This is a genomic window from Borrelia duttonii Ly, assembly GCF_000019685.1.
Classification (GTDB): Bacteria; Spirochaetota; Spirochaetia; order Borreliales; family Borreliaceae; genus Borrelia; species Borrelia duttonii.
In genome coordinates this window covers 1-15,677 of record NC_011249.1, presented here as the reverse complement: position 1 = coordinate 15,677, position 15,677 = coordinate 1, and the positions used below count along the sequence as shown (strand labels likewise).

General features: G+C 31.9%; 6 protein-coding genes and 5 pseudogenes. 9 read left to right on the top strand and 2 right to left on the bottom strand.

All coding sequences use genetic code 11. From position 1 onward, the window contains the following. Positions 1-676 precede the first annotated feature (676 nt). A complete protein-coding gene (locus BDU_RS06130; protein WP_012539498.1) occupies positions 677-1,234 on the bottom strand; it encodes a hypothetical protein in 558 nt (185 codons plus the stop codon). Positions 1,235-1,765: 531 nt separating this feature from the next. On the opposite strand from BDU_RS06130, the pseudogene BDU_RS06125 reads away from it, so the two are divergent. From BDU_RS06125 to BDU_RS06085, 9 genes and pseudogenes are all read left to right on the top strand, one after another. After that, positions 1,766-2,632, top strand: a pseudogene (locus tag BDU_RS06125) (variable large family protein); the annotation flags it as partial. Positions 2,633-3,115: 483 nt separating this feature from the next. Continuing rightward, positions 3,116-4,147: a variable large family protein gene (locus BDU_RS06120; protein ID WP_049752297.1), complete on the top strand. Its 1,032-nt coding sequence runs from the start codon at positions 3,116-3,118 to the stop codon at positions 4,145-4,147. 266 nt (positions 4,148-4,413) lie between these two features. Beyond that, positions 4,414-5,415 (top strand): variable large family protein, encoded by a 1,002-nt coding sequence (locus BDU_RS06115; protein WP_318250825.1) that lies wholly within the window; start codon positions 4,414-4,416, stop codon positions 5,413-5,415. A 212-nt stretch (positions 5,416-5,627) separates the two neighbouring features. Further along, positions 5,628-6,701 (top strand): variable large family protein, encoded by a 1,074-nt coding sequence (locus BDU_RS06110; protein ID WP_012539495.1) that lies wholly within the window; start codon positions 5,628-5,630, stop codon positions 6,699-6,701. A gap of 580 nt (positions 6,702-7,281) precedes the next feature. Next, positions 7,282-8,314 (top strand): annotated as a pseudogene (locus BDU_RS06105) (variable large family protein). Positions 8,315-8,490: 176 nt separating this feature from the next. Continuing rightward, positions 8,491-9,543, top strand: coding sequence for a variable large family protein (locus tag BDU_RS06100; RefSeq protein ID WP_012539494.1), 1,053 nt, complete (start codon positions 8,491-8,493; stop codon positions 9,541-9,543). A gap of 744 nt (positions 9,544-10,287) precedes the next feature. Then, positions 10,288-11,240, top strand: a pseudogene (locus BDU_RS06095) (variable large family protein). Positions 11,241-11,794: 554 nt separating this feature from the next. Then, positions 11,795-12,834 (top strand): annotated as a pseudogene (locus tag BDU_RS06090) (variable large family protein). Between the two features lie 781 nt (positions 12,835-13,615). After that, entirely contained in the window at positions 13,616-14,620 is a 1,005-nt protein-coding gene (locus BDU_RS06085) for a variable large family protein (RefSeq protein WP_012539493.1), read from the top strand. Between the two features lie 547 nt (positions 14,621-15,167). Here the strand turns inward: BDU_RS06085 and BDU_RS08645 are convergent. Next, positions 15,168-15,677: pseudogene (locus BDU_RS08645) on the bottom strand (hypothetical protein); the annotation flags it as partial.

Below are 15,677 nucleotides of genomic sequence, written 5' to 3'. Positions count from 1 at the left end.
TATTAATAATGATAATAATAACCTAATTTTTATTAAAAAGTAAACCTTTTTTTAAATAAAAATTTTTTTAAAAAAATATAAAAAATTATAGCTTCATTCACACAAAGACATCAAACTTTAGATGGTTAGAGAACAAAATCTAGAAAATCTGTCTATATAATGAAAAAATTTCAAATAAATGGGTACGATGGGATGCAAATTACATGGCATTAGTATTTTGATACGGATATTTATCCTAAACCAATTACAGATTGTAATTAAATAAAAAAAATATTAACAAATTATATGCATATGCTCAACAAGATAAGGATGATTTGTAGAGTAGAGTATATAAAGTATGTTAGATAACTTAACTATAGAGTTTTCATTAGCTTATAACATTGTTTATAGATTGATAGATAATATATTCTTTTGCTAAATTTAAGTAAAAGATTCATTAAAGATAAATTTAAATTAATTACTGATAATTATGATTTTTAGGAGTCTATTCAATATAAATATTTTAAAGATAAACATATTTAAGTTGAGAGAAGTAAAGCATTATTTATGAAATCAATTGCAATACTTTGTGGTATATTTAACAAATACGCAAAACTTTTTTTGAATTTTTTGTAAGTTTTGTTTTGATATCCTTTTATTTTACCATTTTGATTATTATATATAATTCATTTTATTATTAATTTTTCCATCTAAATGTAATACGGTAGTCATATTGAAATTCTTCTTTAAGTCTTTGAAATATTTTTTCATTGGTATTATTATCTTCAAATATTTCTATGATATTATTGTGATTTATATCGTCATATTGTGAAATTTCGTATGTATTATTGGAATATCCACTGTTTTGATGAAAGTTAAGAGCATTATTTACATGTTGTTCAATAGCATTATTTGTTGGAAATGCTTGTCTTGTGTTTTTGAAAGAATTATATGCTTTACTAAAGGAATTGCTTAATTCTTTTTGTTTTTTTGTATCATTTAAAATCCAATTACGAAATTTTTGATATTTTTCTATAGCATTTGAATTACTTTTTTTGCTTAAAAATGTGTGTGTTTTCAATGATTGATCAATTTTATTCATTAATAAGTTGAATTTATGTTGTTCATCATTGGTTAGAGTAACCGCTTGTTCTTGTAGCTTAGCATTTTTGAATTTATTATTAGGTGTGTTTACGTTACAATTGTACAAAAATAACATACTACAAAGTGTTAATATAATTCTATTTTTATTCATAAAATATTCTCCTCATTTTGAATTATACATTATATTTCTCTTTGTATATATGCTTGTAAATTTTTATTTGCTGGTTTTTTAAAATTATTATTTTGTTATTGACTTTGCGTTAAAGTACATTAATTTTTGTTAATTTATAGATAAATTAATTTACATAAGGGTTAAAGAAGTATGAGTAAAATAAAAAAATCATTTTATGATTATATTGTTTGTTTTCATAAAGGTAAATTTTATGATGCTCAGATTAGTAAGGATTAGTAAGGATATGATCGTAAGTTATTCTAATGTTTGGAAAATGAGATGTAGATGGAAATTTAGAGAAATTAATAATTTTTAGGAACATCCTTAAAGTAACAATTAGTGAAGGTATCTTAATTTTTCCTTTTTTGCACACAATAAACCTAAATTACTGCTGTTAATCCTAATACCAAGAGTGCTCCTGATTATAGATAGCTTGATCCATGTTGTTTTTTGTATCTTACTATACTTTAAAGATAAATTAGAAGAGAAGAAGGAAGTGATGCATATAGAGGTGATATGATTACAGGGACATTGGGGATAAAGGCGGACACAAAGAAGAGTGAGATAGGAGCTTATTTTACTAAGGTCAAGAATACTATGAAAATAGTGAAAGAAAAGTTGCAAGCAGAAATTGCTAAAAGTGGTAATTATAAAAAAATTAAGGCAGTTGTTGATAAGTTTATTACCGATATATTGGACAGAGTTGCAGTAGGTGCTAACAAGGCAGCTAAAGGTGCTGAGGGTGAATTTGTTCTTGGTGGTGCTGTTGCCAATCAGGATGGTGAACCCGCAGAATCAGCAAGTGTAGACGCACTTGTTAAAGGAATTAGACAGATAGTTGAAGTAGTTTTGGAGGATAAGGGAAGTGCAGGAACTAATAAGACTGGTAGTACAGAGCAGCAGTCAATTGGTAAATTGCTTGGTCAAAAGACTAATGGTGTAACAGAGCAACAGGCGGCAGCGGCAGGTGCATCAGTAGGAGCAGTGAGTGGTGCTGACATATTGCAATCTATATCGAAGTCAGGTAATGCTATTAAGAAAGCTATTGATCAAGTAACTAATGCGGCAGAGATTGCAGTTGCTAATAAGGAAGACAATAAGGATCTTGGAGATTTGGCAAGAAAGGATGCGTTGATAGCAGCAGGAATAGCATTGAGAGCTATGGCTAAGGGTGGTAAATTTGCTGCTAAACGAGATGAATCGAAGTCTGCACATGCGATAAATGGAGTAGCTGCAAATGCGGTAAGTAAGACACTTAGTACACTAATAATAGCAATAAGAAATAGTGTAGATAGTGGATTAAAAAAGATAAATGAAGTACTAGCTACGGTGAAACAAGAAGATAAATCTAGTGAAGCAACAGTTAGTGGACAATAGTAAGTAATTGTCGATGAAAATCAGTAGAAAATAATAAATAGAGTTATTTAAAGGAAACACTTCTCTTATTCTTTGTGAGAAATACAGAGAAGGTGTTTTTTTCTTAAATCAAGTAATTTCATCAAGACATTTATTTTATTTTGAAGTGTCATTTTTTCCTTTTCTGTTTTCTCTATATGTATGAATGCTAAAAATAGTTTATTTCAGGTTCATTCTAATTAGGATTATTATAAATAATAATTGTATTTTTTTATTCATTTATTTTTGTTTGTTACTTTTATTTGTTTGAGATTTTTATATTGTAAAAGGAAAGGTAAGGAGGCTTTGAAAGAGGTGAATAGGGAATAATAAGATTTTAAGAAGGAATATTTAGTGAAGATATCGTTGAGAGAGATAATAGAAGATATAGAGAGAATAGGGGGAATAGTAAATAGGATAAATAAGGGAATAGAGGGGCTTTTGAGAGATTGGTTTTTTGGGGGGATGGTGATGATGATAGTGATGGGATGTAATAGTGGAGGAGTAAAAGGGGAAGGAACAGGAGGAGGTGGTGGGAGAGGATTAAGTAGAGCAATGATGGAAGTAGGGAGGAGTGCAGAGAGGGCATTTTATGCATTTATAGAGTTAGTGGCAGATACATTGGGATTTAAAGTGACTCAAGATACGAAGAGAAGTGATGTAGCAGGTTATTTTGATAGTTTAGGAGGTAAACTTGGAGAAGCATCAGAGGAATTAGAAAAAGTGGCTAAAAAAGCAATGATAGGTGTTGATAAAAGCGATGAATCAAAAAATCCAATTAGAATTGCAGTTGATACAGCTAAGGAAATTTTAAGTTCATTGAAAACCCATTTAGAATCATTAAAGGGAATAGGTGATGATAACAAAGTTGTTGGGGTGACCTCTCAACAAGACGGGGTGGCAGTAAATGCGGATGCATTAAAGATAGTGTATAAAGCATTGAAAGGAATAGTTGAGACAGCTAAGGCACAACAAGTTAAAGAACTAAATTTGAGTAGTGTGACATTGTCCCAAGCATCATTAGGAGTAGCTAGTCCGGAAAATGGAACCAAGGTGTTAGCTACAGGTGCTGCAGGAGCGGCAGTGGGAGATAAAGCAGTATTAATAGTATCAGCGGTGAGTGGTGAAGGAATGTTAGAATCAATAGTAAAATCAAAAGACACTGATGTTAAAGCACTAGGAGCAGCAGCAGTGGCGGATACAACACCATTGGAATTTGCAGTAGGAGGAACAGCAGATAATGTGGCTAATGCTAATGCAAAAGCAGCATCAGTAGCAGGAGGAATAGCATTGCGTTCATTGGTTAAAGGAGGTAAATTAGCTTCACATAGTACGAATAACGATGAAAAGGCAGTACAATCAGCAGGAATAACAGCAGTAAATAAACTATTAGTAGCAGTAGAAGATATAATAAAAAAGACAGTTAAGAATGTACTTGAGAAAGTAAAGGCAGAAGTAGATAAGGCAAGAGATCCAAAAGCAGTGGGTCAGCAGTAAGATTTGAATATAGTTGAAAATGATTAGATAGAAATATTAGCAAAGGGAGCGATAAAGCTTTCTTTTTTTTATTTACAGTGTTGTGTATGTTATATAAATAATATTTTATATAAAGCATATTTTTTTCTTCTAATCCTTAAGAGAAAAGCTAAATATAAAAAATAAAAGTAAGGAGGCTAAGAAAGAAATGAAAGGAAAAAAAGAAATAGGGCAAATAGAAGAGTATGTAAGAGATAATGATAGGGAAAATAATAGTAATAATATTGATGATGGTGATGATGATGGGATGTAATAGTGGTGGTAAGGATCCGGAGAAAGTATTTTTGAGTGAGATGGTAAATTTAGGGAAAGGATTTTTAGATGTATTTGTGAGTTTTGGCGATATGATTACAGGGACATTGGGGATAAAGGCGGAAACGAAGAAAAGTGAAATAGGGAAGTATTTTAGCGATATTGAGAAGACTATGAGTTCAGTAAAAAGTAAATTAAACGTTGTAGTGGCAGAGAATGGTGACTATCCAAAAGTGAAAGAAGTAGTTGAGCAGTTTATTAATGGTATATTGGATAAAGTAGCAGAAGGAGCAAAGGAAGCAGCTAGTGGTATTAAAGATGCTAGTGGTAATTTAGGAGATATAGAAAAAGCTGCTGATGCTAGTAAAGGGGCAGAAGCAACTAGTGTAATAAATTTAGTTAAGGGAATAAAGACTATAGTAGATGTAGTGTTAAAACCAAACGAGGGTGATGGACTAAAAGATGTAACTAAATCTCTTGATGACGATAAGAAAAAAATAGGTAAACTATTTGGTGATAAGACTGGCAGTGGAGCAGAAGAGAAACATATAGCAGCGGCAAGTGCATCTATAGGAGCAGTGAGTGGCGTTGATATTCTTCAAGCTATAGCTAAGTCTAGTGGTAATGTGGCTGTTGGGAAGGCAAGTGCAGCAAAAGATGCAGCGGGACTTGCAATGGCTAATGGTGATTCCACTGAAACTACTGATTTAGATGCAGCAGTAAAGAAAGACGCAGTAATGTCAGCTGGTATAGCATTAAGAGCAATGGCAAAGAATGGTAAGTTTATTGTAAAAGATGATGCTGCTAATAAAACAGAAGCAGAAGGAGCTAAGGGTGTATCATCTAATGCTGTTAGCAAGGTATTGTCTACTTTAACAATAGCAATAAGGAATAGAGTGGATGAAGGATTAAAAGAGATAAATAAGGTATTAGGAGAGATTAAGCAAGGAGAGGATTCTGAGTCTAAGGCTAATTAATAGTTGAATTAAGTTTATATTGAATATAGTTAAAATTATTGAATAAGAACGCTGAAAAGGGAGCAATGAAGCTCTCTTTTTTATTTGCAATATTGTGTATGTTGTATGAATAATATTCATACAAATCATAATTTATTGACTTTTTTGTTTGCTTCCTAAATAAAAGCTATAAAGTAGCTATAAATAAAGGAAAAAACAAGGAGGCTAGAAGAATGAATATAGAGAAAAAAGGAGAGGGGAAAGTAAGAGTAATATTATTGATGATGATGATGGTGATGATGGGATGTAATAGTGGAGGAGTGAAAGGAGAAGGGACAGGAGGAGGAGACGGGAGAGGATTAAGTGGGGCAATGATGGAAGTAGGGAGAAGTGCAGAGAATGCATTTTATGCATTTATAGAGTTAATGTCAGATGCATTGGGATTGAAAGTTACTAAAGATACAAAAAAAAATGCTGTAGGAGAATATTTTAACGGTTTAAGTGGTAAACTTGAAAAAGCATCAGACGAATTAGAAAAAGTAGCAAGCAAAGCAACATCAGGTGTTGATAAAAGCGATGAATCAAAGAATGCAATTAGAGTTGCAGTTGATGCAGCCAAGGAGGTTTTAAGTTCATTAAAAATTCATTTAGAATCTTTAGGTCAAGTAGGTGATGCTAATCTAGTAGGGTGGACAGCTAGTAATTCTGCAGGAACTAAAGCAGAAGAGAGTGTCTTGAAGAAAGTTCTTAAAGCACTGCAAGGAATAGTGAATATAGCTAAAACAGAAGGTGTTCCAGAGCCAAAAGCAGAAAACACAGCAGTAAAAGTAAATAATTTAGATAATAAGAATGGAGCTAAAATATTAGCTACGGATAATGCACCAGGTGCAACAGATTCAGATAAAGCTGCGTTGATAGTGTCATCAGTGAGTGGAGAGAATATTTTAGCATCAATAATTAAGTCACAGGAAGGACATGCTAAAGCATTATCAGATAATGCAGATGAAAATACGACCCCATTGGAATTTGCAGTAGGAGGCACATCTGCTCATTTATCAACTGCTGATACACCAAGATCAGCAGCAGTGGCAGGAGGTATAGCATTACGTTCTTTAGTTAAGGATGGAAAACTAGCTTCAAATAATAATGACAATGACAAAGCAGTGCAAGCAGTAGGAATAACAGCAGTAAATAAATTATTAGTGTCGGTAGAAGATATGATAAAAAAGACAGTAAAGAATGTGTTAGAAAAAGTAAAGAAAGGGGTAGATGAGGCAAGAAAACCAAAAAATCCAGTTAGCCAGTAAGATAGATATTAAATACTTAAAAGTAAGAATAGAAGGAAATCTAGGAGATAAATTTGGATTTCCTTTTATATTACTATATTGTTATTATAGTAATTGGTTTAGTGGGATAAACAATGTCATATGCTAATACTATAAAGAAAAGCAATTAACGTTGATAATGTCTATTATAAGGGAAAAATCAAAGTTTAAACATAAGTAAAAAACACTTGAAGTAAAATATTCATAACGTTATTTTTTACTAATCAGATTTGATTTAAGATATAATACGGTTTAAAGTGTTTTAGAGTTTCATATAAAAAGTGTGATGTTAAATTTACTCTAAGAAAAGCCATGATCAATACTACCATTATTGAGTATTAGTATTACAGTTATAATTTTACTTTACCAGAAATGTAGTTCTTAATAATTGCCATCTATCTATTTATTGTGGCTCTGATTTTGTTTTTTATGTCTTACTAAGTTTTAAAGAAAAGCATATAAATAAAACAAGGAGGCGAAGAAAATGAAGAGAGAAGGAAAAGAAGGTGAAATAAAAGGGAAGGAAGAATTGGGAAAGGAAGAGGAGAGTAGAAAGGGAAGGATGGAAAGAAGAATAGTAAAAGGAATAATAATGGGGATGATGGTGGTAGTGATGGGATGTAATAGTGGGGGTAGAGATCCGGAGAAAGTGTTTTTGAGTGAGATGGTAAATTTAGGGAAAGGATTTTTAGATTGTGTTTGTGAGTTTTGGCGATATGATTACAGGGACATTGGGGATAAAAGCGGATACAAAGAAAAGTGAAATAGAGGCTTATTTTAGTAAGATTGGGAATACGATGAAAACAGTAAAAGTGAAATTAGGGGAGATTTTGGAAAAGAATGGGCATTATCCGAAGGTGAAAGAGAAGGTAGAGGGATTTATTGGAAAGATAAGTAAGATCGAAGAAGGAGCTAAGAAGGCTGCTTTGGGAGTTAGTGCTGGAGGTAGTGAAGTAATAGGAAGTGCTGTCAAAAATCAGAATGCATCTCCTTCAGAATTACAAAGTGTTAAATCTCTAGTGAAAGGAATTAAAGAGATAGTTGAAATTGTTTTAAAAGGGAGGGGAGATGGGGGAGCTGATTTTACTAAAGATGATAGTAAAAAAGATGTTGGTAAGTTGTTTACTACTACTGATGCTAATAGAGCTGATAATGCGGCAGCCCAAGCAGCAGCAGCGTCAATAGGGGCAGTAAGTGGGTCAGATATATTGCAAGCGATAGCTAAGTCTAAAGAAGATCCTCAAGTTTATAATACTGATGGAATTGAGAAAGCTGTAGATGCAGCAGAGATAGCAGTTGCTAAAGCTGTTGATAATAAAAAAGAGATTAAAGAGGGAGCACAAAAAGATGCAGTAATAGCAGGAGGGATAGCATTGAGGGCAATGGCAAAAGATGGTAAATTTGCGGCTAAGCAGGATGCTAGTGATAAATATGCTAATGCAGTAAATGGTGTAGTAGCAAGTGCAGTAAGTAAGGTATTGAGTACATTGACAATAGCAATCAGGAATAGAGTGGATTTAGGATTAAAAGAGATTAATAAATTATTAGGAGAAATTAAGCAAGGAGAGGGTTCTGAAGCTAAAGTTAGTGAATAGTTTGAATTAGAAATATTTTGAATATATTTGGATTAATTAGGTAAATAATTAGTTAAGAGGGCTTATTTTAGCTCTCTTTTTTTATTTGCGGTATTGTATGTGTTATATAACACATATTTTTTTGCTTCCTTTATTAGATAAGCTAGAAAAAAATAAAAAATAAGGAGGCTAGAAGAATGAATATAGAGAAAAAAGGAGAGGGGAAAGTAAGAGTAGTGATATTAATGATGATGATGGTGATGATGATGGGATGTAATAGTGGAGGTAATGATCCAGAGAAAGTATTTTTGAGTGAGATGGTAAATTTAGGGAAAGGGTTTTTAGATGTTTTTGTAAGTTTTGGCGATATGATTACAGGGACATTGGGGATAAAGGCTGATACAAAGAAAAGTGAGATTGGTGGATATTTTACTAAGATAGCAGAGACAATGAAGGAAGTTAGAGGGAAATTAGGGAAGATTTTAGAAAAGAATGGGCATTATGCAAAGGTAAAAGAGAAGGTTGGTGAATTTATCACAACTATTGATAAGATTGAAGAAGGAGCAAAAACTGCGGCTGGGGGTATTAGTGGTGATGATAAAATTAGTGCTGCATCTGCTGCTGGACAAGACGCTGCTCCTGCTGACAAAGATTCAGTTAATTTTCTTGTTAATGGAATTAAAACTATAGTTGCTGTTGTTTTAAGAGCAAATGAGGGAGATGCTACTGCTACAAAAACAGCGGATACAGAGAAAAAATCAGTTGGGAAATTGTTTAGTGGTACTAATGCTGCTGATGGAACAGATGCACATGCAGCGGCAGCAAGTGCGTCAATAGGAGCAGTAAGTGGAGCTGATATATTGCAAGCTATTGCTAAATCTGCTAATGCTGCTGATAATGAAATTCAGATTGTTAATGCAAAGAATGCTGCTGAAATTGCTGCTGCTAAGAAAGAAAATGCTGGTACTGAATTTAATGTTGATGATGTTAAAAAAGATGCAGTAATAGCTGCAGGAATAGCTTTAAGAGCAATGTCAAAGGGAGGTAAATTTGCTGCTAAGAATGAAGATAAATCTGCACATGCAGTCAATGGTGTAGCAGCAAGTGCTGTAACTAAAGTATTAAATACGCTAATAATATCAATAAGAAATACTGTTGATAGTGGTTTAAAGGAGGTAAATGAAGTACTGGCTACAATTAAACAAGAAGATAAGGCATCAGCAAACGTGGCAGCTAGTGGACAACAATAAATAATTGTAGAAAAAATTAGTAAAGTAAATAAAGTTATTTCAAGGAGACACTTCTCTTATTGTTGTAAAGTATATAGGGAAGATGTTTTCTTGTTAATTTAAGCAATTTAATATATTTCCTTTATATTTGGTATTGTTCAAACTTTTTCTACTAAATAAATCGTAAAACTAAATAATAAAGACAAAACAGAGAAACACTTTTCTATTTTTGTAGTAAGGATGTTTTCTTTTTTGCGTTTTTAATTTGTGATTTTTCTATTGAAGTAGGTTTAGAAAGTATAAATAAAATCTTTGAACTAGATTAATAGAGATAGAAGGAAAAAAAATATGAATGGAATTGAGAAAGCGGGAGATGTAGCAGAGATTTCTATTGCTTCAGCTTGTTAATGATAAAAAGAAATTAAGGATTGGTGCAAGGAGAGATGCAGTAGTAGCAGATGGGATAGATTAAGAATATATTGGGAGCAATTAAACAAGGAAATAATCCTGTTGCTAAAGTTAGTGAATAAATTCAATTAGTAATATTTATAATATAACTTGAATTAATTATCAGTATTGTATGTGTTATATGAATAATATTTTATATAAATCGTATTTTTTTGCCTCTAATCTTTTAAAGAAAAGCTATAAAAAAACAAAATAAGGAGGCTAAGGAAATGAAAATAGAGGAAATAAAAGGAATAAAAGGGAAGAGAGAAATAAATAGAGAGAGGGGAGAGAGTGAATAGAAGAGTAATAATATTAATGATGATGATAGTGATGGGATGTAATAGTGGGGGAGTATCTGGAGGAGAGGGGAAGGTAGACTTTAGCAAAGGAAGAATAGTTTTTTAGAGTCATTAGTAAAGATAGGAGAGGGGTTTCAGGAGATTTTTGCTGGGTTTGGGAGTGCAATAGGGGATGTATTAGGGTTTAATGTAGTTAAAGTGGGAGATAATAGAAGTAAAGTCGGAGAACATTTTAAGAAAGTAGGAGAAGGACTTACAACAACTAAGAATAAGTTAAAGGAGTTAAAAGTTAAAATATCTGAAGCTAAGAATGCTGATGGAGTTACAATTGAAGCTGTTAAAGGTGCAATCAAAGGAGCAAGTGATGTTTTTACACGACTAATTACTTCACTAACTAAACTTGCTGGTGTAACTAATGATGGTAGTCCAATTGGTGATGTTAATTCTGGTGGTCAGGTAACAGCTGCTAATGCTACTGATGCCCCTGCTGTTCTTGGTGGTCATAATAGTAATGCAGGTCAGGGAGCTGGTGATAAATTGGCATCTGAAGTTTCAAAAGCCGATTCATGGGCAATGATTGATAAGATTAAAAATGCTAGGGCTATTGATGGTGCTGCTCTTAATGCTGGCAATAATAATGAGACTGGGGCACTAACTGCTTCTAATGCTAATGCTGCTGCTGCTAATTCAGGCGCAAAGACCAATGCCGATTTAGCAGCAGCTGTTGCATTAAAAGCAATGATTAAGGGTGGTAAGTTTGGTTCTAATGCTGCAGATATTGAAACAGTTAAGGTAGCTTCTGTAAGTGCAGTAAATAAGGTATTAGGGATACTTGATATAATAATTAAGAAAACAGTAGAAAGTAATTTAGATAAAATAAGAGAAGCAGTGAAGGGAATAAAATACTCTGAAAGTGGTGGAACCGCGGCTAGTCAATCTGATGCTACTCAATCTGTTGTTACTAAATAAAGAATAAATAGTGATTAATAAATTATGAAATGTAAACACTTCTTTTTATAATGCTATAATAGAGAGAAGTGTTATTTTTGTTAATTATGTTATTTGATGTATATGTTCTAATTAAAAATATTCGGTTTTTTGTATAAAATTGTACAGATTTGTATAGTTGTAAGAATTTGTAAAAATATAATGTGTAATTAATTATAAAAAGTAAGTTTTTAACCATCTATATGAAATATCTTAGTTATTTAAAGAGACTTAATGGTACCCATTTATAATGTTAATTTTAGTATGGTATAGAAATATGCATTGAAACTTACAAAGAGCCAATATCTTACGTAATAGATATATATAAAAATGTAGAAAGGTTTAGCTTGAATAAAGAAAAGCAGATAAGAGAGAGAAGATAGAGCTCTATTATTTAATGTGCAGTAGTTGTGTATAGTTATATAAATTATATTTCAATAAATCATATCGTTGATTTGATTTATTCTTTTTTGCTTTTTTATTAGTTGTGCCTTTTAGTCTTAATAAAACATACAAAAAATAGGAGATTGGTAAAAATGGAAAGAAAGAAGAAGAGACAAATCAGAAAAATGATGATGGTAGTGATGGGATGTAATAGTAGGGGTAAGGATCCAGAGAAAGTATTTTTGAGTGAGATGGTAAATTTAGGTAAAGGATTTTTAGATGTTTTTGTGAGTTTTGGCGATATGATTACAGGGACATTGGGGGGATAAAAGCGGATACGAAGAAGAGTGATATAGGTAAGTATTTTACTGATATTGCAGCAACAATGGAGTCTGTTAAAAATAAATTGCAAACAGAAGTTGCGAAGAATGGGGAATATGAAAAGGTTAAAACAGTTGTTGAGCAGTTTATTAGTGGTACTGTAGATAAGATTGCAGAAGGAGCAAAAGAAGCAGCAAAAGGGGCTACTGGTGATGATAAGATTGGTGGTGCTACTCAAGCTGGTCAAGATGCTAATGCTGCAGATAGAGTTGCTGTTAATTCACTAGTTAAAGGAATTAAAGAGATAGTTGGAGTGGTTTTAAAGGATAATGAAGGGAATGCAGGCGCTACTAAGACTGGAGATACAGAGAAAAAATCAATTGGTAAACTTTTTGCAAAGAAAGATGATGATAGAGCTCAAGAGGCTGAAGCAGCAGCCGCAAATGCCTCAATCGGCTCAGTAAGTGGTGCTGATATATTGAAGGCAATAGTAAAGTCTAAAGAAGATCCTAAAGTTAATGATGCTGAAGGAATTGTAAAAGCAACAGATGCAGCAGAGATTGCGGTTGCTCCAGCTAAAGATGATAAAAAAGAAATTTCAGAAGAATCGGCAAAAAAAGATGCAATAATTGCTGCAGGTATAGCATTGCGAGCAATGGCTAAAAACGGTAAATTTACTGCTAAGAATAATGAAGAAAAATCTGTTCATGCAGTCAATGGTGCAGCAGCAAGTGCTGTTGGTAAAACATTAAGTACGCTAATAATAGCAATAAGAAATACTGTTGATAGTGGTTTGAAAAAGATAAATGAAGTATTGGGTACAATTAAACAAGAGGATAGGATAGCAGGAGTTGTAACTAGTGGACAATAATTAATGATTGTAGATAATACAAATCAGTAAAATAAAAGAAGTTATGAAAGGAAATGTTTCTCTTGTCCTTTGTTAGGGCTATAGAGAGATGTTTTCTTTTTAATTCAAGTAATTTAATATATTTCCTTTATATTTTTGTATTATTTAAACTCTTTTTATTAAATAAATCGTTAAACTAAATAATAAAGATAAATAAGGGAAATATTTTTTAATTGAAGGTAGTTGTTTTTTATTTTTTCATTTAGGCAGAGAATTTTGATTTAGATAAAATTTATTCATTTTTATTACGTTTTTGCTGTTGAAGTAAGTTTAAGAAGTATAAAGTTTTCGAATTAAATAAAATATTGAAGAATCAAAAGACGTTTCAATTATTGCTGCTGCTAAGAAGGAAGATCAGAAAGAGAGTTACGGTTGATGAAGCAAAGAAGGATGCAGTAATAGCAGGAGGGATAGCGTTAATATAGATGGCGAAGGATGATGAATTTGTGTCTAAAAAGGATGAAAAAATCATCTTATTCAGTCAATGGAGCAGTAGCAATTGCAATAAATAAGGCTTTTAGTACATTGGGACAATAGCTAATTAGGAATAGCTAATTAATAGGTGAATTATTAATACAATACTGCAAATAACAAAAGAAAGCTTTATTGCTTCCTTTTTAGCATTCTTATTTAATAACCTTAACATAATATATATATAAATCATATTTTTTGTGTCTTCCTAAGATTTAAAGGAAAGCTAAGTAAAAGCTAGAAAAAAATAAAAAATAAGGAGGCTAGAAGAATGAAGAAAGAGAAAAAAGAAGAGGGGAAAGTAAGAGTAGTGATATTAATGATGATGATGGTGATGATGATGATGGGATGTAATAGTGGGGGAGTAAAGGATCCGGAGAAAGTATTTTTGAGTGAGATGGTAAATTTAGGGAAAGGATTTTTGGACGTATTTGTGAGTTTTGGCGATATGATTACAGGGACATTGGGGATAAAGGCAGAGACTAAAAAAAGTGATATAGGGAAGTATTTTAGTGATATTGAGAAGACTATGATTTCAGTTAAGGAGAAGTTGCAATCAGAAGTGGTAAAGAATGGGAATTATGAAAAAGTTAAAACAGTTGTTGAGCATTTTATTACTGGTACTTTAGATAAGATTGTTGCAGGAGTAAAGGAAGCAGCAAAAGGGGCTACTGGTGATATTGCTATAGGAAATGCTGTCAAAAATGAGGATGCTAAACCTGCAGAAGCTGCAAGTATAAATGCTCTCGTTAAAGGAATTAAGGAAGTAGTTGACGTAGTTTTAAAGAAGGGTGAAGGGGATTCAAATGCTACAAAGACTGGAGATACTGAAAAAAAATCAATCGGTAAGTTGCTTAGTGGTAAAGGTGCCAATAGTGGAACAGAACAACAGGCTGCAGCGGCAAGTGCGTCAATAGGAGCGGTAAGTGGTGCTGATATTTTGCAAGCTATTGCTAACTCTGGTGAGGCTGCTGCTGGTAAGGCTGATGATAAAGATCTTGCAGTAGCATCAGCAAATAAAGATGCAGTTATTGCAGGAGGGATAGCATTAAGAGCTATGGCTAAAGGTGGTCAACTTGCTGCTAAGAATGGGGAAGATAAATCTGAGTATGCGGTAAATGGTGCATCAGCAAGTGCAGTAAATAAAACACTAAGTACTCTTATAATTGCGATAAGAAATACAGTTGATAGTGGATTAAAAAAGATAAATGAAACATTGGCTACAATTAAGCAAGAAGATAAGACATCAGAAGCATCTGGTGTGCAACAACAATAAATAGTTGTGGATAAAGATACGTAAGATAAAAAGTTATTTAAAGGAAACATTTCTCTCGTTCTTGGTGAGGCGTATCAGGTAGGAGATGTTTTCTTTTGAAATTAACCGATTTCAATATGTTTTTGTGAAGGATGTACACACTTCTTTCTGTAATAGTGAGGGAGGTGTTATTTTTGTTAATTACATGTTACTTGATTGATACATATGTTCTAATCAAAAATATTCGGTTTATTGTATAAAATTGTATAGATAACAAATTATAGAAGATAATCTACGCAAAACACTTTAGTCATTTGAAGAAATTTAATGGTGCTCATTTACAGTGTTAATTTAGTATAGGAAAAAATATACTGAAACTTACAAAAATCTAATACCTTATTTAATAAATATATATTAAAAATGTAAAAAAGTATAGTGATAGTAAAATTTTGTTATTGAATGCAGATAATGTAATATTTGTACTATATAACATTAAGATGTTGTTATGTAGTGAAATAAATAATTTTTTAGGTTTAATTTTTAAAAAAAAATATTTTTGTACTAATGATTATAGATAAATATATTTGTTTATAAAAAATTGTAAACTATTTGCAGTATGTATACGTAAATTTTGAAATGAATTAATAAAAATTAAGTTTTCAAGACTACTTAGTGAAGTAGGCTTACTTACAAGTTTGATACTTTTGTATTTTGGATGTTTTAAAATGGATTCATAAAAGTAAGAATTGTCCTTTTTGTTTAGAGATTGAAGAATAATAGAATAAATATATTCTAAATGTTTAGTAGTTATATTTGCAAGAAATAATTTTTTGAGAATACGATTAAGTTTTATATAAATAATATTAAACTTATGTTTTTTTAGGAAATAAATAGCATTTATAATGAGTGTGGAGTTGCCCAAAGTATGATTTCTAATTTGTAAATTGGATGATAGTGATAGTAATTTTTTTTTGGTGAATTGAGATAATGGAGTACCAGAAGAAAGCAAGATACCTATTGCTTTAAGTTCTGTACTATTTGATATTGAGAGGTAATTTGTACAAAAATTAATAATTTC

Bases quoted from the DNA above. Each gene is read 5' to 3' on its own strand.
- BDU_RS06115 (WP_318250825.1), top strand. From the start codon at position 4,414: ATGATGGTGATGATGATGGGATGTAATAGTGGTGGTAAGGATCCGGAG.
- BDU_RS06120 (WP_049752297.1), top strand. From the start codon at position 3,116: ATGGTGATGATGATAGTGATGGGATGTAATAGTGGAGGAGTAAAAGGG.
- BDU_RS06100 (WP_012539494.1), top strand. From the start codon at position 8,491: ATGAATATAGAGAAAAAAGGAGAGGGGAAAGTAAGAGTAGTGATATTA.
- BDU_RS06130 (WP_012539498.1), bottom strand. From the start codon at position 1,234: ATGAATAAAAATAGAATTATATTAACACTTTGTAGTATGTTATTTTTG.
- BDU_RS06085 (WP_012539493.1), top strand. From the start codon at position 13,616: ATGAAGAAAGAGAAAAAAGAAGAGGGGAAAGTAAGAGTAGTGATATTA.
- BDU_RS06110 (WP_012539495.1), top strand. From the start codon at position 5,628: ATGAATATAGAGAAAAAAGGAGAGGGGAAAGTAAGAGTAATATTATTG.